This is a genomic window from Bradyrhizobium sp. 1, assembly GCF_023073315.1.
Classification (GTDB): domain Bacteria; phylum Pseudomonadota; class Alphaproteobacteria; order Rhizobiales; family Xanthobacteraceae; genus Bradyrhizobium.
This window is the reverse complement of the sequence record NZ_JADPJH010000033.1, coordinates 760,000-781,284: the sequence shown is the minus strand read 5'-3', so window position 1 is coordinate 781,284 and position 21,285 is coordinate 760,000. Positions and strand designations below refer to the sequence as shown.

The window sequence follows — 21,285 nt, the reverse complement described above, 5'->3', positions numbered from 1 at the left end:
CTCTCTACTCGTCCAAAATCCAGGTGTCTTTGGTGCCGCCGCCCTGGCTCGAATTCACCACCAGGGAGCCTTCCTTCAGTGCGACGCGTGTCAGCCCGCCGGGCACGATCGTGGTTGTCTTGCTGCCAGTGAGCACGAACGGCCGCAAGTCGACATGGCGCGGCGCAAGCCCACTTGCCGTGCAGGTCGGGCAGGTCGAGAGTGCCAACGTCGGCTGCGCAATAAACCCTTCCGGCTCGCGCTTGAGCTTCTCTCGGAAGGCTTCGATGGTTGCCTTGGTCGCGGCGGGGCCGATCAGCATGCCGTAGCCGCCGGAGCCGTGGACTTCCTTGACGACGAGATCGCCGAGATGGTCGAGCACATAAGCGAGATCCTTCGGCTCGCGGCAGCGCCAGGTCTGAACGTTCTTCAGGATCGGCTCCTCGCCGAGGTAGAATTTCACGATCTCCGGCATGTAGGAGTAGATCGCCTTGTCGTCGGCGATGCCGGTGCCGACGGCGTTGGCGAGCGTGATGTTGCCGGCCGCGTAGGCCGACATCAGCCCGGGCACGCCGAGCGCGGAGTCGGGCCGGAAGGTGAGGGGATCCAGAAAGTCGTCGTCGACGCGGCGGTAGATCACGTCGACCCGCTTCACGCCTTCGGTCGTCCGCATGAAGACTTCGTTGTTCTTGACGATGAGGTCGCGGCCCTCGACGAGCTCGATGCCGAGCTTGTCGGCAAGGAAGGAGTGCTCGTAATAGGCGGAGTTGTAGACGCCGGGGGTGAGGAGAGCGACCGTCGGCTCGCCCGAAGCACTGTTCGGCGCGACCGAGCGGAGCGCAGACAGCAACTCGTCCGGATAGCGCTCGACCGGCGCCACCCTGTGGCGGGCGAACAGATCCGGAAACAACCGCATCATGATCTCGCGGTTTTCCAGCATGTAGGACACGCCGGACGGCGTGCGCGCATTGTCCTCCAGCACGATGAAGTCGTTGGCATCGACCCTGATGATGTCGATGCCGGCGATGTGCACGTAGACGTCGTGCGGCACCTGCTGGCCGTTCATCTCGGGCCGGAACACCGGGTTCTGGAAGATCAGATCGTCGGGCACGATCCCGGCGCGGAGGACATCGCGGCCGTGATAGATGTCGCGCAGGAACATGTTCAGCGCCTTAACGCGCTGCTTCAGGCCCTTCTCCAGCAGCGTCCATTCCTTGCCGGACATGATGCGTGGGATCACGTCGAAGGGGATCAGGCGCTCGGTCGACTCGGACTCGCCGTAGACGGCGAAGGTGATGCCGATCCGGCGGAACAGGAGCTCGGCTTCCTGGCGGCGATATTCGAGCGCCTCGGGAGGCGTCTCCTTGAGCCAGCGCGCCAGCTCCTGATAGGCGGGGCGAAGGTCCCCACCGGGAATATTCATTTCGTCAAACGCGACTGCCATAGATCCCGACTTGTCTCCGCAAGGCGTTGCGCCATTCGACAGGTCGTCAGGCCTTGGTGAAGACCGCAACGTCCTGGCCATGCGGCAAGAGTGCATGACTTTCATGTGGTAGCAAGGGCCGGGCCAGCGCGATAAGCATGGACTGGCAGGATTTACCGGGGATGGCTGGCGGCTTGCCTGAAAAAATGGCTGAGGTCTGCTTATTTCGGCAGCAAAACCGCGTGACTTCAACGCGTTACCTCGGCAAAGTCGGGCCGACAGGTGAGGGACTTACGGCATGAGCGAGATCGTCACGGCGGGCATTCTGGTCATCGGGGATGAAATCCTGTCCGGCCGGACCAAGGACAAGAATATCGGCTTCATCGCCGAATACCTCACCAATATCGGTATCGACCTGAAGGAAGTCCGGGTCGTCTCCGACGACGAGTCCGACATCATCGCGGCGTTGGATGCACTGCGGCATCGCTACACTTATGTCTTCACCACCGGCGGGATCGGCCCGACCCATGACGACATCACCGCCGACAGCATCGCCAAGGCCTTCGGCGTCGGCATCGACCATCACCCGGAGGTAGTCGCCCGCTTCCGCGAGCGCTGGGGCGAGCAGGACCTCAACGAGGCCCGCCTGCGCATGGCCCGCATCCCCGACGGCGCCGAGCTGATCCAGAGCGCGACCATCCTCGCCCCCGGCTTCAAGATCGGCAATGTCATCGTGATGGCCGGCGTCCCCTCGATCATGCAGGCGATGATGGACATCGTCTCGCCCAAGCTGAAATCGGGCGTCCGCATGCTGTCCGAATCGGTCCGCGCCAATGCGCGGGAGGGCGACATCGGCAGCCCGTTGCGGGTGATCGCCGCCGAACACCCCGACACCATCATCGGCAGCTATCCCTTCATGGACGAAGACCAGAAGCCCAACACCAATCTGGTGGTGCGCTCGCGCGATGCGGACAAGCTCGCAGCTGCAATGGCCGCGGTGAAGGAAATGCTGGCGGGATTGAACATCACCCGCTAGCACCGGTAGACGAAGCAGGAGACGACAATGGCTGGTGAAGCCCCGGAATTGAGTGCGCAGGAGCGGGCGGGCAAGGCCTTCCCGGTTTCTTGGGACCAGTTCCACCGGGATTGCCGGGCGCTGACCTGGCGGCTCAACGAGGTTGGCCCCTTCCACGCGGTGATCGCGATCACCCGCGGCGGCCTGGTGCCGGCCGCGATCGTCGCCCGCGAGCTCGGCGTGCGCGTGATCGATACGGTCTGCATCGCCAGCTACGATCACGACAAGCAGGGTGAGCTCCAGGTCCTCAAGGGCATCTCGGAATCCGCCATGAAGCTCGGCGGCGGCACCGGCAAGGGGCTGCTCATCGTCGACGACCTCGTCGACACCGGCAAGACCGGCAGACTGGTGCGCCAGATGCTGCCCGATGCGCATTTCGCCACCGTCTACGCCAAGCCGAAGGGACGTCCGCTGGTCGACACCTTCATCACCGAGGTGTCGCAGGACACCTGGATCTTCTTCCCCTGGGACACCGCACTGTCCTACCACCCGCCGCTGCGCGACGGGGCCGCGTGATCTTTCCTTACCTCACCCCGCTTGCGGGGAGAGGTCGGATTGCGCCGGCGATGCGAAGCATCGTCTGGTGCAATCCGGGTGAGGGGGAGCTTCCGCGAGTCCAATTCTCACCGACCTGGTGGAGGCTCCCCCTCATCCCGACCTTCTCCCCGCAAGCGGGGAGAAGGAGAAGAGTGCAGCCATGCCCTTGCAAAACCGCGTCACGCCCACCGGTGACATCATCGCCACGCCGCATCGCGGCGTGTTCACCGGCAATCGCGGCATCATCCACGATCCCGCGACCAGAACGCTTCTGAACAAACGCTGGTCTTCGCCGGCGTGGATTACATGCCTGTGTGAATTCCGCGGCTGGCGGCGGCCGGTGATGGCGCGCCGGAGCTGGACCGAGCTGTTCTTCCTCGACGAGGCGACTTCCTTCGCCGCGGGACATCGGCCCTGTTTCTTCTGCCGCCGCGACGACGCCAGGCGCTTTCGTGCCGCTTGGGAGACGGGCAATGGTGTCAGCGGCGTCAGTGCGAAGGCAATGGACGCCGTGCTGCATCAGGAACGGCTCGATCGTGGCAGGAAGCGCCTGCATGCGCTGCCGACGCCGCTCGCGGAATTGCCCGACGGCACAATGGTGCAACAGGGCGAGGAGAGCTTTCTCGTGACACAAGGCAAAGTGCTGCTTTGGTCATTCGCGGGTTACGTCCCGCATGCAGGCCCCCTCGATCGTCCGATGTTGCTGACGCCGCCGTCGACACTGCGCGCGATCAACTCCGGATATCAGCCTGTGCTGCATCCGAGCGCGCGCAGCTAGCGCAGCGGCCGCCCCTGTTCGTCCACTGTCGTTCGCGCATCGCGCAGGGCCCATTCGCGGATGATCTGGCGGCAGCGGGTCAGCTCGGCCTCGCTCGCGCCGCTCGCATCTTTCTCCGCGCGCTCCACCACGGCCTTGCAATTGAGAAGCACGGAGCGATCCTCCGCGTGCGCAGGCAAGGCGATCGCCGCGAGAGCCCCGACGACGAGGATCGTCCGGACCACCAGCATCAGCCCAGCTTCTCGCGCGCCAGTGCGGCGCCCGCACCGAGCGCCATCAGCTTGGCTTCGGCGATCTCGCGCCGCATCGGCGCCATGCCGCAATTGGTGGTGGCGATGATGTTGCTCTTGGGCACGAATTTCGACACCGCGTCGATCACCTTCACGACGTCCTCGGCGGTCTCGACCGTGTCGCTGGCAACGTCGATGACGCCGGCCTGCACGATCTTGTTTTTGAGCAGCGCGAGCAGGTCGAGCGGCACCTTCGAATTGCGGCACTCGATCGCGACCTGCTGGATCGGGCTCGCATCGATCGCCGGGAAAATCTGCTCATACTGCCGCCACTGCGCGCCGAGCGTCTCCTTCCAGTCGGTGTTGGCCTTGATGCCGTAGCCGTAGCAGATGTGCACGGCGGTGGCGCAGGTGAGGCCTTGCGCGGCGCGTTCCAGCGCCTTGATGCCCCAGTCGTTGACCTCGTCCATGTAGACGTTGAAGGCGGGCTCGTCGAACTGCACGAGATCGACGCCGTCGGCCTGCAGCGCCAGGGCTTCCTCGTTCAGCAGCTCGGCGAAGGCAAAAGCCATCTTGACGCGGTCGCCATAGTAACTGTCGGAGATGGTGTCGATGATGGTCATCGGGCCGGGCAGGGTGAATTTCAGCTTCTTCTTCGTATGCGTGCGGGCGACGCGCGCTTCGTCGGCGTGGACGCGGCCCTTGAGCCGGAGCGGTGCGACCACCTGCGGCACCATCGCCTTGTAGCGGTCTTTGCGGATACCCATCTCGACCTTGTGGGCGAAGTCGATACCCTCGATCTTCTCCAGAAAACCGTGCACGAAATGCTGCCGGGCCTGCTCGCCCTCGGTGACGATATCGATGCCGGCGTCCTCCTGGACTTTCACGGCAAGCATGGTCGCGTCGCGCTTGGCGCGGAGAAGCTCGTCGCCTCCAGACTTCCAGGGCGCCCAGAGCATGTTGGGCTCGGCGAGCCATTCCGGCTTCGGCAGTGAACCGGCAATCGTGGTTGGAAACAGCATGGCGGCCCTCCCGGCAGGTTGTGTTGCGCCCCTTCCTGCCATGTCTTAACGTCAAGGTACAGAACAACAAAAGTCGCTTCCTATTCCAGCGGCGATGGCACGGAAGGCCCAAGGAAAGGTCATGATCGAGCTCTATTACGCGCCGACGCCGAACGGCTGGAAAATCTCGATCATGCTGGAGGAACTCGGGCTTCCCTACACCGTGAAGCCTGTCAACATCCGGGCCGGTGAGCAGTTCAGCCCGGAATTTCTGGCGATATCCCCGAACAACCGCATTCCCGCGATCGTCGATCATGATCCTGCTGATGGTGGCGCACCGTTCTCGGCCTTCGAGACCGGCGCGATGCTGATTTATCTGGCGGAAAAGACCGGCCGCTTCTTGGCCACCGACTTGCGCGGCCGCTCGACCACCATCCAGTGGGTGATGTGGCAGATGGGAGGTCTTGGTCCGATGCTAGGTCAGCACGGCCATTTCGCGCTCTATGCGGCGGAGAAAATTCCGTACGCGATCGAGCGTTACCGCGACGAGGCGGCGCGGCTCTATGGCGTGCTCGACCGCCAGTTGGCCAACACCGGCGCCTATGTCGCCGGCGATTATTCCATCGCCGACATCGCCTGTTTCCCCTGGACCATGACCCACAAGGCGCAGGGCTTTACGCTCGACGATTATCCGAACGTGAAACGCTGGTACGCCGAGGTGCGCGCGAGGCCGCGGGTGCAGGCGGGGCTTGCGATCGGAAAATTCGTGAAAGAGCCCTTCGACGAGGAATCACGCAAGATTATGTTCGGCCAGCGTGCGAAGGAAGTTTTGGGAAGGAAATAGGTCTCCGCTCCCTCCTCGTCATTGCGAGCGAAGCGAAGCAATCCAGACTGTCTCCGCGGAAAGATTCTGGATTGCTTCGTCGCTTCGCTCCTCGCAATGACGGGGGGAGAGAGTGAAACAAACACAAGGAAACGCCATGATCGAATTCTTCTTCGACTGCTCCAGCCCCTGGACCTATCTCGCCTTCCACAACATCCAGCCGCTCGCAAAAGAGCTCGGCGCCGAGATCAGCTGGCGGCCGATCCTGGTCGGCGGCATTTTCAACACGGTCAATCCGAGCGTCTACGCGCAGCGTGAAACGCCGGTGCCGCTGAAGGCGCGCTACATGAAGAAGGACCTCGCCGACTGGGCGCGCTCGGCAGGGCTCGCGATCAAGATGCCGCCGACCGTGTTTCCGGTGAACAGTGTGAAAGCGATGCGCGGCTGCATCTGGGCCGGCAAAGACATGGTGCCGTTCGCGACCGCATTGTTCGAGACCTATTGGAGCGGCGACAAGGACATCTCGCAGGATTCGGTCCTTGCCGAGATCTGCAAGAAAGTCGGCATCGACGAGCAGAAGTTCTTCGCCGGCATTTCGGAGCAGGGGATCAAGGATCAACTCAAGGCCAACACGGAAGAGGTCGTCGCCCGCGGCGGCTTTGGTTCGCCGACGATCTTCGTCAACAAGACCGACATGTACTTCGGCAATGACCGCCTGCCGCTGATCCGCGAGGCGCTGCTGCGCAGCAAGGCGAGTGCAGCCTGATGGTGCGGGCGGTCGTCTGCCGCGAACTCGGCGCACCCGAAACGCTGCGGCTGGAAGAGTTTCCATCGCGCGCCCTGAAACCTGGCGAGGTGCGCGTCGCGATCCGCGCCGCTGGGCTGAATTTTCCTGACGTGCTGATGGCGGCGGGCGAATATCAGCTCAAGCCGGAGCTGCCGTTCACGCCGGGTATGGAAGCAGCCGGAGACGTGACGGAGGTGGGCGCGGAAGCAAGCGGCGTTGTCGTCGGCGCCAAGGTCATCGTCAAGATGCGCCACGGCGCGTTCACCGATGAAGCGATTGTCGCGCCGTCGCAGCTCACGCCGATGCCGTCGACATTCGACTATGCGGAGGCTGCGACCTATCTCGCCGGTCACGGCACCGCCTATCACGCGCTGATCGATCGCGGCCGTATCGAGCCGGGTGAGGTGCTGCTGGTGCACGGTGCCGGTGGCGGCGTTGGACTAGCGGCCGTCGAGATCGGCAAGATGCTGGGTGCGACCGTAATCGCGACGGCCTCCAGTGACGAGAAGTTGGCTGTCGCCAAGGCACGCGGCGCCGATCATCTCGTGCGCTACGACCGCGAGTCGTTCCGCGATGCCGTCAAGCGTATCACCGGCGGCCGTGGCGCGGACGTCGTGTTCGATCCCGTCGGCGGCGAGGTCTTTGAGAACTCGATGCGCTGCATTGCCTGGGGCGCACGGCTGCTGGTGATCGGTTTCACCGGCGGCATCGGCTCGGCGAAAACCAACCTGCTGCTGATCAAGGGCGCCAGCGTGCTCGGCGTTCGCGCGGGCGAGGCCGTGCGGAAAAATCCGGCGCTCGGTGAAGTGCGACTGAAAGCGCTGCTGCAATGGGCGGAGGAGGGCAAGCTGCGCCCCAACGTCTCACACCGCCTGCCGTTGCGGGACTATGCCAAGGCGATGCGGCTGTTGCTCGATCGCAAGGCGATCGGGCGCGTGGCGCTGGTGATGGAGTGAGGGTGCTGTAGGGTGGGCAAAGGCGCTTTTGCGCCGTGCCCACCATCTCTCTCGGTCAGGAAAAATGCGTAGGCACGCTTCGCTTTGCCCACCCTACGAGAGCCTTACTTGTATTCCCGCTCCGTCCACCACGGAAAATAATCCGGCATATCACTCGACACCTTGTTCTTGAACTGCGCCGGCCGTTTCTCCAGGAACGACACCACGCCTTCCTTCACATCCTCGGAGCGGCCGCGGGCGTAGATGCCGCGGCTGTCGACCTTGTGCGCTTCCATGGGATCGTCGGCGCCCATCATGCGCCACATCATCTGGCGGATCAGCGCCACCGACACCGGCGCGGTCTTGGCTGTAAACTCCTTGGCAAGCGCGCGGGCGGTCGGCAGCAGATCATCGGGGGGGACGACCTTGCTGACGAGACGGCCTGCAAGCGCTTCCTGCGCCGGGAACACACGGCCCGAATAGCACCATTCCAGCGCCTGCGAGATGCCGACGATGCGCGGCAGGAACCAGCTCGACGCCGCCTCGGGCACGATGCCGCGCTGGGAGAACACGAAGCCGAAGCGTGCGGCGTCGGAGGCAATGCGGATGTCCATCGCGAGCTGCATGGTGACGCCGATGCCGACCGCAGGCCCGTTCACCGCCGCGATCACGGGCTTGAGGCACTTGAAGATGCGCAGGGTGACCTGGCCACCGCCGTCGCGCACTTGGGAATCGCTGTAATCGACCTTGCCGTCGGCGAACCGCTTGACCGGGCCGCGCCGCGCATCGCGGTCGAACGTGTCGGCGCCCGACGACAGATCGGCGCCCGCGCAAAAACCGCGGCCGGCGCCTGTTACGATGATGGCGCGGACGTCGTCGTCCTTGTCGGCGGCGTCGAACGCGTCGATCAGCTCGGCTTGCATCTGCGCATTGAAGGCGTTGAGCTTGTCGGGCCGGTTCAGCGTGATGGTGAGGATCTGTTCGGCGACCTCGTATTTGATCGTCTCATACGCCATGGTGGTTTCCTTCCCTTATTTCTTGTCAATCTCTCTACCACGTCATTCCGGTGCGCGCGAAGCGCGAGCTCCGGTGCGCAATTGCGCACCCGAGAATCCATTGTGCAGCTTGGATGGCGGATGAATGGATGCCGGGCTTGCGCCAAGAGGGCGCAACCCGGAATAACGACGGTGCGATTAACTAGCCGGCGGCTTGGGCCAGGGCTTCTGCGGGCCGCGCAGGCTCTCAAAAGCCTTGGCCATGCCGAGCACGCCGATATCGTCGAAGCGCCGGCCGACGATCTGCACGCCGATCGGAAAACCGTTGGCGTCGAAGCCACCATTGAGGGAGACGGCGGGGTTCTCCGACATATTCCACGGCACGGTATAGCAGATGTGCTCGAACGGTCTCATCGGATCGTTGGTGGGCGAAGCCCAGTCCGCGGGGTAGTTCACATTCGGCGCGGTCGGCGAGATCACATAGTCGAACTCGCAGAACAGCTTTGCCGCAGCATTGCGGATCGCCATGGTCTGGTTGAAGCCGCGGATCACGTCGACACCCGAGAGCTTTGCGCCGGATTCGCCCCATTTGAAGATGTAGGGCAGCACCTTTGCCTGTTCGGCCGGCGTCAGCTTGACGAGATCGTCCCACATCCGCGCGCGCCAGAAATTATCGAGGCCATCGAGCATGTCGCGCGTCAAGATGCCGTCGACTTCGGTGACGACGCTACCTGCGGATTCGAACGCCTTTGCAGCTTTCACCGCGACGTCACGGACCGGCTTTTCCGCGGGCAGGCCGACGCCAGCATCGAGCATCAGCCCGATGCGGAGCTTTCGCGGGGACTTCTCCAGTCCTTTCCAGTTGAGCGGCTCGGCGGGCAGGCTCATGCCGTCGCGCCGGTCGGGTTTTGCGATCACGTTCATCATCAGCGCGCAATCATCAACCGTGCGGGTCATGGGGCCCGCGACACGGCCGACATAGACAGGATCGATCGGCACGCGGCCAAAGCTCGGCTTCAGGCCGACGAGGCCGCACCAGGCGGCGGGCAGGCGCACCGAGCCGCCGATATCGGTGCCGAGATGCAGCGGGCCGTAGCCGGCCGCGGCAGCAGCGCCTGCGCCAGCGCTGGAGCCACCGGGGTTCTTGGAGAGGTCCCAGGGATTACGCGCGAGCGCATGGAAGCTGGAGAGCCCGGAGGACAGCATGCCATAATCGGGCATCGTGGTCTTGGCGAAGATGACCGCGCCGGCCTCGCGCAAACGTGCCGCGGGCGGTGCGTCCTTCTCGGCCGGCACCAGCTTGACGCTGGCGGCGCCCAGCGGCACGGGCACGCCCTTGGTCGCGATGTTGTCCTTCACCGTGACAGGCACGCCGTCGAGCGCGCCCGATGGCTCGCCGCCGGACCAGCGCGCGGTCGAGGCTTTTGCGGCCTCGCGCGCGCTGTCGGGATCGAATGCATAGAGCGCCTTGAGATGCGGTTCCCACGCAGCGACATGCGTAAGCAAATCCTCCAGCACTTCGCTCGGCGAGAACTGTTTTGCCCGATAGCCCGCGATCAGATCGACCGCGGAGAGATCGTGCAGCGAGGTAACCGCCTCTTCGACGCTCTCTTTATGCATTGTTAGCCCACCGGCATGCGCGTTTCGATGATCCGGGCGAACATACTGGCGCCGATCGGGAGGATCTTGTCGTCGAGCACAAAGCCGGGATTGTGCACCGGCACCGTGCCGTCATGACCGACCCAGAAATAGGCGCCGGGAATGGTCTGCAACATGTCGGCGAAATCCTCGCTGCCCATCTTCGGCTGGGCGCGCGTGATGACGTTGGCGGGGTTGACGATTGTGCGCGCAACGTCCTCGACCACCTTGGACTGCTCGACCTGGTTGACCAGCACGTCGAAAGTGTCGCGGATGTCGACGTCGATCACGCACTGATAGGCGCTCGCGATGCCGGCGCAGATCGTGCGGATGCGTTCGGCGATCAGGGTGCGGACTTCCTTCGAGAAGGTGCGGATGGTGCCGCACAGATGTGCGTCGCCGGGAATGACGTTGTAGGCGGAGCCTGCATGGATCTGGGTGATCGAGACGACGGCGGCCTGCAGCGGCTCGACGTTGCGGCTGACGATGGTCTGGATCGCCTGCGCCAGCGTGGTCGCGATGATCACCGCGTCCTTGGAGCGTTCGGGCATTGCGCCATGCGCGCCGTAGCCGGTGATGCGAAGGTCGAAGAAGTCGGCGCTGGCCATCGCCGGGCCGGGCAGGATCGCGATCTCGCCGTGGTTGAGGTCGGGCGCGTTGTGCAGGCCGTAGAGCTCGTCGCAGGGAAATTTCTCGAACAGCCCGTCCTTGATCATGGCGCGGGCGCCGCCGAGGCCTTCCTCGGCCGGCTGGAAGATCAGATGCACGGTGCCGTCGAAGTTTTTGGTTTCGGCGAGATAGCGCGCGGTGCCGAGCAGCATGGTGGTGTGGCCGTCATGGCCGCAGCCGTGGAACCGGCCGGGGATTTTCGAGCTCCATTTCAGATTGGTGTTCTCTTCCATCGGCAGCGCGTCCATGTCGGCGCGCAGGCCGATGCGCTTGCCGCTCGAACCCTTGCCCTTGATGACGCCGATCACGCCGGTGCCGCCGAGGCCACGATGCACCTCGATGCCCCAGCTCTTCAGCTTGTCGGCGACGATGCCGGAGGTGCGCACTTCCTCGAAGCCGATCTCGGGATGGGCGTGGAGGTCGCGGCGGATGGCAGTGAGTTCGTCGGCATAGCCGTCGATACGTTCGATCGTGGGCATGTGTTCCTGTCCGGTTAGCGTGAAGGGGGATTGAAAACGGGGCCGTTCGGCTTGATGCGGATGCCCGGACGCAGGCGCGTCCAGGGCAGCGTGGCCGTGTCGGCCGGCATCGCGCCGGGCGCGGCGCAGATCATCAGCTTTTCGGCGATCGGCTCGAAATCGGCGCGGAAATGCACCGAGCTCTTGTTGACCAGAATCTTTTCTTGCGTCGGCTCGATGCCGACGTAACGATACATCGCCTGGTCGGCGAGCTGCGCCTTATGCGAACTGACGACCACGCGGACGTTGCCGATGCGCAAGGCTGCGGAGGGGCCCATTTCCATCTCGCGGCCGCCGTAATAGGGGCCGGGCGCGATGAAGCGTCCGTCGGAGAGCTTTTCGACGACAAAGGTTTCGCGATAGGGCTCATCGCCGGGAATGCCGGACTTGCCGCCGAGCGACAGCGTCACGGTGGCACCCACGCCGGCCGCATGCGCGGCCTTGGCCGATTCCGGATCGTAGATCGCGCCGGTCGCAGCGCTCGCTCTGTTGCGCACCAGCGCGCGCAGCATGCCGGTGGTGTCGGAATCGCCGCCGGCGCCGGGATTGTCCTGGGTATCGGCGATGATGATCGGCTTGCTGGCGACCTTCGAGAGTTCCATGGCGTGACGCACGCCGTCGTCGGGTGTCCAGATCTTGCCATCGAAATCGTTTTCGTGGCTCTCGATCAGCTTGACGATGGCATCCGCCGCGCCGTCGGCGTCTTCTTGCGTCTTGCCATAGGCGAAGACGCTCGGCCCGCAGTCGCGGAAATCGGCGGCAGGGAAGCCCGGCGCGAAGGACAATGTCGGAACCGCATCGTTTTCGAGAGCGGCGAGCTTTTCGTAGATGCCCTTGGTGGGATAGTCGTTGGTGCATTGCCAGCTGATCGCGATCAGGAAGGGCAATTGGCGGAACGACTTTGCGAAGCGCTGCCCGGTCTTCAGCAGCAGCTCGAGATGCTTTGCTGAGGCGCGGCCGGTCTCGGCCATGTCGACATGCGGATAGGTGCGATAGGCGATCAGCGCATCCGCATGTTCCATCATCTCGGGTGTGACATTGGCGTGGAGGTCGAGGCTCACGACCAGCGGAATGTCCTTGCCGATGACGCGGCGCACGCGCGCCAGAATCTCGCCTTCGCCGTCGTCGAGATGTTCGGTCACCATCGCGCCATGCAGGTCGAGATAGACCGCGTCGAGCGGGCCGGCGGCGGCGATGCCGTCGACCATGACTTTCACGATGCGCTCGAAGGCATCCTTGGTGACGTGCGCCGATGGGCTGGCGCCGCAGGCGATCGTCGGAACGAGTTCCCAGCCATTGGCCTCGGCGCTGTCGACGAAGCCGGCGAGGCCGACATTGATGTGGCGCATCACCTTCAGCACATCAGGCCCTTGCGTCATCGCCGGCCAGCCGCCGCCATGCTGGAAGTCCGCGAATGTCGCCTTCGTCGGAGCGAAGGTATTGGTCTCGTGCAGGAAGCCGCCGACGGCGATACGTGTCATCAACTCAAGCCCAGCGATTGAAAGTGCGCGACGTTAGCCCTGTGCTTGCGGCGAGGGCAAGCGAGGAGCTCATGCCGTCGCGCATGGCTTTAAGTCATTTTCGAATGCTGGTGATCGCTCCCGTCATTGCGAGCGAAGCGAAGCAATCCAGAATCCCTCCGCGGGGACAACCTGGATTGCTTCGCTGAGCTCGCAATGACGAGGGAGAGACTACGCGGTCGCCGCCACGCCTTCCGACACCGGCCGGAAGTTCGCAAAGTCCCAGCCGCGGCCGGGGGCTGCCTCCAGCAATGCCCTGGTATAGGCCTCCTTCGGATGCGTCAGCACTTCGGCGGCCGGGCCCTGTTCGACGACGCGGCCATGCTGCATCACCACGACCTCGTCGCAGATCTGTGCTGCGACGCGCAGATCGTGGGTGATGAACAGAATGGCGATACCGAGCCGCTTCTGAATCTCGTCGAGCAGTTCCAGCACCTGCGCCTGCACGGAGACGTCGAGCGCCGAGACCGCTTCGTCCGCGACCAGCACGTCCGGATCGAGCGCGAGTGCGCGCGCAATGGCGATGCGCTGGCGCTGGCCGCCGGAGAACTGGTGCGGATAGCGCGTCACGGCGTCCGCGGGCAGGCCGACCAGTTCGAGCAGCTCGCGCGCCCGCTTCATGGCATCGGCATGCGAGGTGCCGTAATTGATCGGGCCCTCCGCGATGGTCTCGCCGACGGTGACGCGCGGGTTGAGCGAGCGGTAGGGATCCTGGAATACGATCTGGATTTTTTGCCGATGCGGTTGGAGCAGGCGCCGCGAGAGGTCGGAGATCTCGCGGCCGGCGAGGCGCACGCCGCCGGAGGTCGGATCGATCAGGCGTACGATGCAGCGTGCCACGGTCGACTTGCCCGAGCCGCTCTCGCCGACGATGCCGAGCGTGCGGCCCTTGCGCAGCGTCAGCGTCACCTTGTCGGCGGCGACGACCTCACGGCCTTTGCCGAAGAAGGCGCGCTCCTTGTAGACCTTGCTGAGGTCGTTGGCTTCGAGCACCACCGGCTCTTTGGTCTCGGGCCGCGCCGCCCGCGGCACCAGGCTCGGCACTGCCGAGAGCAAATTGCGGGTGTATTCCATGGTCGGATTGCGCAGCACGCTCTTGAGCGGGCCGGTCTCGACCAGCCGGCCCTGCCGCATCACAGCGACGCGGTCGGCGATCTCGGCGACCACGCCCATGTCATGGGTGATGAACAGCACGGCCGTGCCGTGATCGCGCTGGAGGTCGCGGATCAGGGTCAAAATCTGCTTCTGCGTGGTGACGTCGAGCGCGGTGGTTGGCTCGTCCGCGATCAGCAGCTTCGGCTCGAGCACCAGAGCCATCGCGATCATGATGCGCTGGCGCTGGCCGCCGGAGAGGCGGTGCGGGTAGGAGGCGAAGATGCGCTCGACCTGGGGCAGGCGGACCTGCTCCATCATCTCGAGGATGCGCTTCTTCCGCGCCCTGGCGTCGAGTTTGGTGTGGGCGCGCAGCACTTCGTCGATCTGGCGGCCGACCGGAACCACCGGATTGAGCGCGGTCATCGGCTCCTGGAAGATCATCGCCATCTGTGTCGCGCGCAGCTGGCGCAGGCGGCGATCGGTCGCGGTAAGGATCTCCTCGCCGACCAGCTTGATGCTGCCGCCGGTCGGAACCAGCGTGCCCTTCGGCAGCAGGCCCATCGTGGTGAGCGAGGTCACCGACTTGCCGGAGCCGCTTTCGCCGACGAGGCACAGCGTCTCGCGCTCGTGGACCTGGATCGAGATGCCGTCGATGATCTTTGGCGCGTTCGGCTTCTTGCCGACGGAGACGACGAGGTTGTTGATGTCGAGGATCAGGTTGCTCATCACTTGCCTTCCCGCTGCTTCATACGCGGATCGAGTGCGTCGCGGGCGGCGTCGCCGATCAGATTGATGCTGAGGATGGCGATCGAGAGCAGCAGGCCCGGCCAGAAAATCAGCGTTGGCTTGAGCTGAAAATACTGGCGGCCTTCGGCCATGATGTTGCCCCAGGTCGGCGTCTCCGGCGAGATGCCGGCGCCGAGGAAGGAGAGGATGGCTTCGGTGAGGATCGCAGAGGCGCAGACGTAACTGCCCTGCACGATCAGCGGCGCGATCGTGTTCGGCATCAAATGCCGCCACATGATCTTCGGCAGGGACGAGCCGACCGAGATCGCGGCTTCGACATAGGGCTCCTCCCGCGCCGACAGCACGACGGAGCGCACCAGGCGGGCCACGCGCGGAACTTCGGGGATGGTGATCGCGATCAGCACGGTCCAGATGCTGGCACCCGACAGCGACACGACGGCGATCGCAAGCAGAATGCTCGGCATCGCCATCAGCCCGTCCATGACGCGCATCAGGACCGAGTCGACCAGCTTGAAGAAGCCGGAGACGAGGCCGATCGCGAGCCCAATCACGACCGCAAGGATCGCCGAGCCGATGCCGATCAGCAGCGAGATGCGGCCGCCATAAATGACGCGTGACAACAGGTCGCGTCCGTAGGCGTCGGTGCCGAGCAGAAATTGCGCCGACGACGGCTTCAGCCGCTGCGACGGCGCAAGCTGGATCGGATCATGCGGCGCGATCAGCGGCGCCAGGACCGAGACCAGCACGATCAGCGTGAGCAGGATCGTGGCCGCCGCGATGATCGGCGTCGAGGTGAGGAAGCCGAAACGCGGCCGCAGCGGCGACGTGATCGGGATGGATGACTGGGGAAGGGTATCGACCGACATTGTTGTTATCCTTGGCCTCAGTACCGGATCCGGGGATCGAGCAGCGTGTAGGCGACGTCGATCAGGAGGTTAACGACGACGTAGATCAGTGACGTCAAGAGGATCATCGCCTGGATCACCGGATAGTCGCGCGCTAGCACCGCATCGACCGTGAGGCGGCCGATGCCGGGGATGTTGAACACGCTCTCGGTGACGACGACGCCGGAGATCAGCAGCGCAAATCCGGTGCCGATCACGGTGATCACGGGCACGGCCGCGTTGCGCAGCGCGTGCCGCATCATCACGGCGACTTCGTTGATGCCCTTCGCGCGTGCGGTGCGGACGTAGTCTTCACCCAGAACGTCGAGCATCGCCGCGCGCGTCATGCGCGCGATCAGCGCGATGTAGATGAAGGAGAGCGCGCAAGTCGGCAGGATGATGCGCTCGAAGAACGGTCCGAAGCCGTTAAAGATGCTGCGGAAGCCCTGCACCGGCACCCAGCGCAGGTCGATCGCGAACACCTCGATCAGGAGATAGCCGACCACGAACACGGGCACGGAGAAGCCGAGCACGGAGAGACCCATCACGAAGCGGTCGATCCAGGTGCCGTGCTTCCATGCCGCGATCACCCCTAAGGGCACCGCGACGATGACGGCGAGGATGATGGTCGACAGCGCGATCGAGATCGACGGTTCGACGCGCTGGCCAATCATCTTGATAACAGGCAAATTGGAGATCAGCGACGTCCCGAGATCGCCGTGCAACAGCTTGCCCACCCAGGTGATGAACTGCACGATCAGCGGCTCATTGAGGCCGAGCGAGTCGCGGATGCGCTCGAGCCGTTCGGGTGTCGCATTGTCGCCGGCGAGAATTGCGGCGGGATCGCCCGGCGTCAGCCGCAGCAACAGGAACACGAATAGCGCGACGACGCCCATCACGGGCACCGCGGCCAGAACGCGGCGAATGAGATAACCTAGCATGCACCTATCTCCGGCTGCGGAACTGGTGGGGCCCGAGGGCGCCCGTGGATTCGATCGTGTCTATCATGCGCGCCTATCATTCGGGCTGGAAAGCCGGCCGGAGATGCCGGCTTTTCGGGGCAAATTGTGTGCCAAGGGCAGGGCGGTCGCAAGGGGCCACCCAGCTGCCGACATCGACCACTCAGGATGCATGACGCAGCTCGCGCTCAACCTGGGGTGAAGAGGCGCTCGAGGGCGCGTTAAGGCCGCGCCAGCCGTCGATGGTTGCGCCAATCATCTGCGCGGTGGCGGCTGACAGGGTCCAGCCGAGATGGCCGTGGCCTGTGTTGAAGAACACGCCTGGCATCCGCCCGGCGCGCACCACCGGCATCATGTTCGGCATCATCGGCCGCAGCCCGGCCCAAGGGATAACGCGCGACGTTTCGACAGCCGGAAAGTGGCTGCGCACCCAGTCGACCAGCGGCTGCACCCGGTCGGCGCGAATGTCGCGGTTGAAGTCGTTGAACTCGGCGGTGCCGGCCACACGAAAACGATCTGCGCCGAGCCGGCTGGTGACGATCTTGGCGGCCTCGTCCAGCAGGCTGACGGTCGGCGTCGCGTCGCGGCTCTCGGCAGTGTCGAGCTGCACGGTGATCGAATAGCCCTTCACCGGATAGACGTTGACGCGCTCGTCGAGCAGGCTAGCGAAGTGACGGCTGGCAACGCCGGCGCAGACCACGACGCCATCCGCGTTCAGCATGCCGCGCGCGGATGCGACAGCATCGCTTGCGGCAAGATCATTCCAGCCGATGACAAAGCCGCCTTGGGCTTGCGCGATCGAGTCGATGTTGGCTTCGTGGATGAAGGTCGCGCCACGACGTTTGCAGGCCTCTGCGAGCCCGCGCGTGAATTTGTGGATATCGCCGGTCGCATCCGAAGGCGTGTAGAAGCCGCCGTAATACTCTTTGCGCAGCGTCGGCTCGATGCTGCGGATTTCTTCCGATGTCACCGGGCGGCGATCGAGACCACCTTCCTGCAACAGCGCGTTGACGCGCAGGCCGGATTCAAAACCCTTCTTGTCGTGATAGATGTGAAGGATGCCGCGGCGCTCGAGATCGAAGTCGATGCCTTCGCGCTCCGCGATCTCGAACAGATGCTTGCGGGCTTCGATCGCGAGCCGCGTGGTCTCGATGGTGTTGGCGCGGTAGTTGCCGATATTGGCGACGAACTCGCTCATCCACGAATATTTGTGCCAGTTCGGCCGCGGGTTCATCAGCAGCGGAGCATCGCGCCGGAACATCCAGCGCAGGCCTTTCAGGATCGTCGCGGTGCTGTTCCACACTTCGGCATTGCTGGCGGAGAGCTGTCCGCCATTGGCGAAGGAGGTCTCCATCGCGGCGTAGCGGTGCTTGTCGAGCACCGTCACCTCAAGGCCGCGTTCGAGCAGGGCATAGGCAGTCGTCACGCCGGTGATGCCGGCGCCGATGATGGCGATATGGGTCATGAAAAGTTCGGGGCTCCCGTGAGTTAGGATAGGCTAACCGCCGGCCGCAAGGCCGTTCGGCGCCCCATCTGTCACGGTTACCTGAGAGCTTGACCCGGCGCGGACCTCAACAGATCAGCTACGGACTATCCCCTTCGGTGGACGTCACGACCTTTCAAATCGTGCCGCCTCTCTCCAGATCGTCCTGACGATACAGTCCTTTTGCCTGAGAGTTTCCGGGGCGGTTGCTCCGTCGGCGCCGCAAAGAAGGCCGAACCCTTGATTGCGATCTCTCCCGCATCGTCGCGTGGACCAGCGAGCAGTACGATGCGCCTCATTTTTAGACAAGGCTAAATTTCAACCGTGACTGCCAACGCATTGTGCAGTGCGAAGTTGATTCAAATTACTCTAGTGTCGCAAGCAGTCCCGCCATCAGCCGGCCGCGCTCGACGAGGCTGTCCACCTCGATGAACTCCTCCAGCGTGTGGCCATTGCCGCCGCGCACGCCGAGGCCATCGAGCGACGGGATGCCCATCGCGCCCGTGAAGTTGGCGTCGGAGCCACCGCCGGAGCTCGCATGCGGCAATTCCTGGCCGAGCGATTTCGCGATGGCGCGTGCCTTTTCATACAGCGCCATGGTGCCTGCGTCCGGCTCCCACACCGGCCGTGTCACGCCGCGTGTGACCTTGAAGGTGACGTCGTTTGCCGTGCCCGACAGCGCCAGCATGCGTTCGACACCGCGATCGAGATCGGCCTGGCGCTTGGCCATGGACAGCGCCTCACCGGTGGCGGTCGTGGCAACGCAATTGACCCATTGCCCGCCATGCACGACGCCGACGGAGAAGGTGCAATCCTCCGTCGTCATCGCGTCGATCGCAAGGATCTGCCGCGCCATCTCGCGGATGGCCGAGCGTCCCGCTGACAGCGTTGCGCCGGCGTGGCTCGGCCGGCCCGTCGCCTCGACATTGAAACGCGCGATGGCGTAACGTCCGGTGGTGACGCCGTTGTCGGCGCGGCCGGGCTCGGGCACCAGCACATATTTGTTGCGCGCGGCTTCAGCTTCGATGATGTCGCGTGTCGATGGCGTGCCGACTTCCTCGTCCGGCGTGAACAGGATGGTGATCGGCAGCGGCGTGGTGAAGGAGGCGCGCGCCAGCTGCCGGATCGCTTCCAGCGAGAGGTAGTTGCCGCCCTTCATGTCGTAGATGCCGGGGCCGTAGCATTTGTTGCCCTCGCGCCGCCATTTCAGCTTCTCGATGGTGCCGACCGGGTGGACGGTATCCATGTGTCCGGCGATCAGAATGCCCGGCTCACCCTGCTTCGGATGCGGGAAACGCGCGCGGATGACGCCGCCAAAGCCTTGTCGGCCGCCGATGCGTTCGATGGTCGCACCCATGATCGCCATATCCCGCGCTGCGATATCGAGCATGCGGTTGACGGCGCTCGCGTCCCAGGTCGGGCTTTCGCATTCCACCCAGGTGCGCAGGCCCTCGAGCATCGCCTCGGAATCGAAGGGAAGATTGGCTGGATTCATCTTAATGTCTCTCAAGCTTCGAAAAGATGGAACGCGCATTGCATTAGCACGGGGCAGGACTGACGGAGAGTGTTGTAGAGCCAAACCGATCCTTGTGGAGCCCGTGCGCGCGACGCCATGGGCTGCGCCGAAACCGGATTGACGCGCTCAAGACTGTCTGCAAGTCTCGAAAGATGAAGGCATTGCATGAGGTTAGTTCGCCTAAGGAACGAACCTGATGCTCAACCAATAACCTGCCTTTGAACAGTTTCACGTCAGGAGAACTTTTATGTTGAGCTTGATGCGCCGGGGACGACGCGCGTTCGCCTCCACACTTGCGCTGTCGGTCGTCGCGCTGTCCACGGCGATGGCATCGCCGGTATTTGCGGCCGGCAAGACCATCACCGCGGTGATGCATTCGGATCTGCGCATCATCGATCCGATCTTCACCACCGCCTACATCACGCGTGACCATGGCTACATGGTCTATGACACGCTGATCACGACGGATTCGAATTTCAAGATCCAGCCGCAGATGGCGGACTGGAAGGTCTCCGACGACAAGCTCACCTACACCTTCACGCTGCGTGACGGCCTGAAATGGCACGACGGTGCGCCGGTGACGGCGGAAGACTGCGTCGCCTCGCTCAAGCGCTGGGCCGCCGTCGACGGCATGGGCCAGCAGATGATGACCTTCACGGCCAGCATCGAGGCGACTGACCCCAAGACCATCACGCTGAAGCTGAAGGAGCCCTACGGCCTCGTCCTCGAATCGATTGGCAAGCCGTCCTCGCGCGTGCCCTTCATGATGCCGAAGCGCCTCGCCGAAACGCCGCCGGACAAGCAGATCCCCGAGCAGATCGGCTCCGGTCCCTTCAAGTTCGTGCAGGGCGAATTCCAGCCCGGCGTGAAGGCGGTCTACGTCAAGAACACCGACTACGTGCCGCGCAAGGAGCCGTCGAGCTGGACCGCAGGCGGCAAGGTCGTGAAGGTCGACCGCGTTGAGTGGATCACCATGCCGGACGCGCAGACCGCGGTGAACGCGCTGCAATCGGGCGACATCGACTTCATGGAAGTGCCGCCGTGGGACATGCTGCCCGTGCTTGAAGGCAATGCCGACCTCAAGGTCGATACGCTGAACAAGTTCGGCTACCAGACCCTCGGCCGCATGAACTTCCTCTATCCGCCCTTCGACAATCCGAAGGTCCGCCGTGCAGCACTTCTGGCGATGAACCAGAAGGACGTGCTCGACGCGCTCGTCGGCAATCCCAAATACTACAAGATCTGCGGTGCCTTCTTCATCTGCGACACGCCGTTTGCGACCGACGTCGGCTCGGAAACGCTGGTGAAGGGCAACGGCATGGCGGAAGCCAAGAAGGCGCTCGCCGAGTCCGGCTATGACGGCACGCCCGTCGTGGTCATGGTGCCCGGCGACGTCGTCACGCTGAAGGCGCAGCCGACCGTTGCGGTGCAGCTGCTCCGCGAAGCCGGCTTCAAGGTCGACGCACAGGCGACCGACTGGCAGACGGTGGTGAGCCGCAGAGCCAGCCAGAAGCCCCCGAAGGAGGGCGGCTGGAACATGTTCTTCACCAATTGGGTCAGCGCCGACGTGTCCAACCCGATCTCGAATCTCTCGATCGGCGGCCAGGGCAAGAAGGGCTGGTTCGGCTGGGCGGAAAACGCCAAGATCGAGAAGCTCAAGGACGACTTCGTCCGTGCTGCCTCGCTCGACGAT

The 21,285-nt window shown here is 64.0% G+C and carries 19 protein-coding genes and 2 riboswitches; of the genes, 7 read left to right on the top strand and 12 right to left on the bottom strand.

The window, feature by feature from the left end:
* Nucleotides 1-4: 4 nt before the first annotated feature.
* On the bottom strand, nucleotides 5-1,423 hold the full coding sequence (locus IVB29_RS28730) for a circularly permuted type 2 ATP-grasp protein (protein ID WP_247506752.1): 1,419 nt from the start codon (nucleotides 1,421-1,423) through the stop codon (nucleotides 5-7).
* 277 nt (nucleotides 1,424-1,700) lie between these two features.
* On the opposite strand from IVB29_RS28730, the gene IVB29_RS28725 reads away from it, so the two are divergent.
* The 3 genes from IVB29_RS28725 to IVB29_RS28715 all read left to right on the top strand — a co-directional run bounded on the left by IVB29_RS28725 (nucleotide 1,701) and on the right by IVB29_RS28715 (nucleotide 3,792).
* Nucleotides 1,701-2,438 (top strand): molybdopterin-binding protein, encoded by a 738-nt coding sequence (locus IVB29_RS28725; protein WP_247506751.1) that lies wholly within the window; start codon nucleotides 1,701-1,703, stop codon nucleotides 2,436-2,438.
* 27 nt (nucleotides 2,439-2,465) lie between these two features.
* On the top strand, nucleotides 2,466-2,993 hold the full coding sequence (gpt, locus tag IVB29_RS28720) for a xanthine phosphoribosyltransferase (protein WP_211385144.1): 528 nt from the start codon (nucleotides 2,466-2,468) through the stop codon (nucleotides 2,991-2,993).
* Nucleotides 2,994-3,174: 181 nt separating this feature from the next.
* Nucleotides 3,175-3,792, top strand: a complete 618-nt coding sequence (locus IVB29_RS28715) for a hypothetical protein (RefSeq protein WP_247506750.1) — start codon at nucleotides 3,175-3,177, stop codon at nucleotides 3,790-3,792.
* Here the strand turns inward: IVB29_RS28715 and IVB29_RS28710 are convergent.
* Together IVB29_RS28710 and IVB29_RS28705 are read right to left on the bottom strand one after the other, a co-directional pair.
* Entirely contained in the window at nucleotides 3,789-4,022 is a 234-nt protein-coding gene (locus IVB29_RS28710) for a hypothetical protein (RefSeq protein ID WP_247506749.1), read from the bottom strand. The genes IVB29_RS28715 and IVB29_RS28710 overlap by 4 nt on opposite strands.
* Complete coding sequence (locus tag IVB29_RS28705) at nucleotides 4,022-5,044, bottom strand: methionine synthase (protein ID WP_247506748.1); 1,023 nt, start codon at nucleotides 5,042-5,044, stop codon at nucleotides 4,022-4,024. Before IVB29_RS28705 ends, IVB29_RS28710 begins: the two co-directional genes overlap by 1 nt.
* Before the next feature lie 121 nt (nucleotides 5,045-5,165).
* On the opposite strand from IVB29_RS28705, the gene IVB29_RS28700 reads away from it, so the two are divergent.
* From IVB29_RS28700 to IVB29_RS28690, 3 genes are all read left to right on the top strand, one after another.
* Entirely contained in the window at nucleotides 5,166-5,867 is a 702-nt protein-coding gene (locus tag IVB29_RS28700; RefSeq protein ID WP_247506747.1) for a glutathione binding-like protein, read from the top strand.
* A 136-nt stretch (nucleotides 5,868-6,003) separates the two neighbouring features.
* The gene (locus tag IVB29_RS28695) at nucleotides 6,004-6,612 is read left to right on the top strand and encodes a 2-hydroxychromene-2-carboxylate isomerase (RefSeq protein ID WP_247506746.1); all 609 of its coding nucleotides are present in this window, start codon (nucleotides 6,004-6,006) and stop codon (nucleotides 6,610-6,612) included.
* Nucleotides 6,612-7,589 carry an NADPH:quinone oxidoreductase family protein gene (locus IVB29_RS28690; RefSeq protein ID WP_247506745.1) on the top strand — a complete coding sequence of 326 codons (978 nt, stop codon included), beginning with the start codon at nucleotides 6,612-6,614 and terminating at the stop codon, nucleotides 7,587-7,589. Before IVB29_RS28695 ends, IVB29_RS28690 begins: the two co-directional genes overlap by 1 nt.
* 104 nt (nucleotides 7,590-7,693) lie before the next feature.
* Here the strand turns inward: IVB29_RS28690 and IVB29_RS28685 are convergent, their stop codons facing one another.
* From IVB29_RS28685 to IVB29_RS28645, 9 genes are all read right to left on the bottom strand, one after another.
* Complete coding sequence (locus IVB29_RS28685; protein ID WP_247506744.1) at nucleotides 7,694-8,584, bottom strand: crotonase/enoyl-CoA hydratase family protein; 891 nt, start codon at nucleotides 8,582-8,584, stop codon at nucleotides 7,694-7,696.
* A 177-nt stretch (nucleotides 8,585-8,761) separates the two neighbouring features.
* The gene (locus IVB29_RS28680; RefSeq protein ID WP_247506743.1) at nucleotides 8,762-10,183 is read right to left on the bottom strand and encodes an amidase; all 1,422 of its coding nucleotides are present in this window, start codon (nucleotides 10,181-10,183) and stop codon (nucleotides 8,762-8,764) included.
* Between the two features lie 2 nt (nucleotides 10,184-10,185).
* Entirely contained in the window at nucleotides 10,186-11,349 is a 1,164-nt protein-coding gene (locus IVB29_RS28675) for a M20 aminoacylase family protein (protein WP_247506742.1), read from the bottom strand.
* Between the two features lie 14 nt (nucleotides 11,350-11,363).
* Nucleotides 11,364-12,869, bottom strand: coding sequence for a M81 family metallopeptidase (locus IVB29_RS28670; protein WP_247506741.1), 1,506 nt, complete (start codon nucleotides 12,867-12,869; stop codon nucleotides 11,364-11,366).
* 210 nt (nucleotides 12,870-13,079) lie between these two features.
* Nucleotides 13,080-14,729: an ABC transporter ATP-binding protein gene (locus IVB29_RS28665; RefSeq protein WP_247506740.1), complete on the bottom strand. Its 1,650-nt coding sequence runs from the start codon at nucleotides 14,727-14,729 to the stop codon at nucleotides 13,080-13,082.
* Nucleotides 14,729-15,616, bottom strand: coding sequence for an ABC transporter permease (locus IVB29_RS28660; protein WP_247506739.1), 888 nt, complete (start codon nucleotides 15,614-15,616; stop codon nucleotides 14,729-14,731). The genes IVB29_RS28665 and IVB29_RS28660 overlap by 1 nt, the downstream gene beginning before the upstream one ends.
* A 17-nt stretch (nucleotides 15,617-15,633) precedes the next feature.
* On the bottom strand, nucleotides 15,634-16,575 hold the full coding sequence (locus IVB29_RS28655) for an ABC transporter permease (RefSeq protein ID WP_247506738.1): 942 nt from the start codon (nucleotides 16,573-16,575) through the stop codon (nucleotides 15,634-15,636).
* 181 nt (nucleotides 16,576-16,756) lie between these two features.
* Nucleotides 16,757-18,058: a D-amino acid dehydrogenase gene (locus tag IVB29_RS28650; protein WP_247506737.1), complete on the bottom strand. Its 1,302-nt coding sequence runs from the start codon at nucleotides 18,056-18,058 to the stop codon at nucleotides 16,757-16,759.
* Between the two features lie 66 nt (nucleotides 18,059-18,124).
* A riboswitch (glycine riboswitch) is annotated at nucleotides 18,125-18,238 on the bottom strand.
* A 3-nt stretch (nucleotides 18,239-18,241) separates the two neighbouring features.
* A riboswitch (glycine riboswitch) is annotated at nucleotides 18,242-18,345 on the bottom strand.
* 95 nt (nucleotides 18,346-18,440) lie between these two features.
* A complete protein-coding gene (locus IVB29_RS28645; protein ID WP_247506736.1) occupies nucleotides 18,441-19,571 on the bottom strand; it encodes a M20/M25/M40 family metallo-hydrolase in 1,131 nt (376 codons plus the stop codon).
* A 268-nt stretch (nucleotides 19,572-19,839) separates the two neighbouring features.
* On the opposite strand from IVB29_RS28645, the gene IVB29_RS28640 reads away from it, so the two are divergent.
* Nucleotides 19,840-21,285, top strand: a 1,446-nt coding sequence (locus tag IVB29_RS28640; protein ID WP_247506735.1) for an ABC transporter substrate-binding protein, incomplete at its 3' end; no start/stop codon positions are given.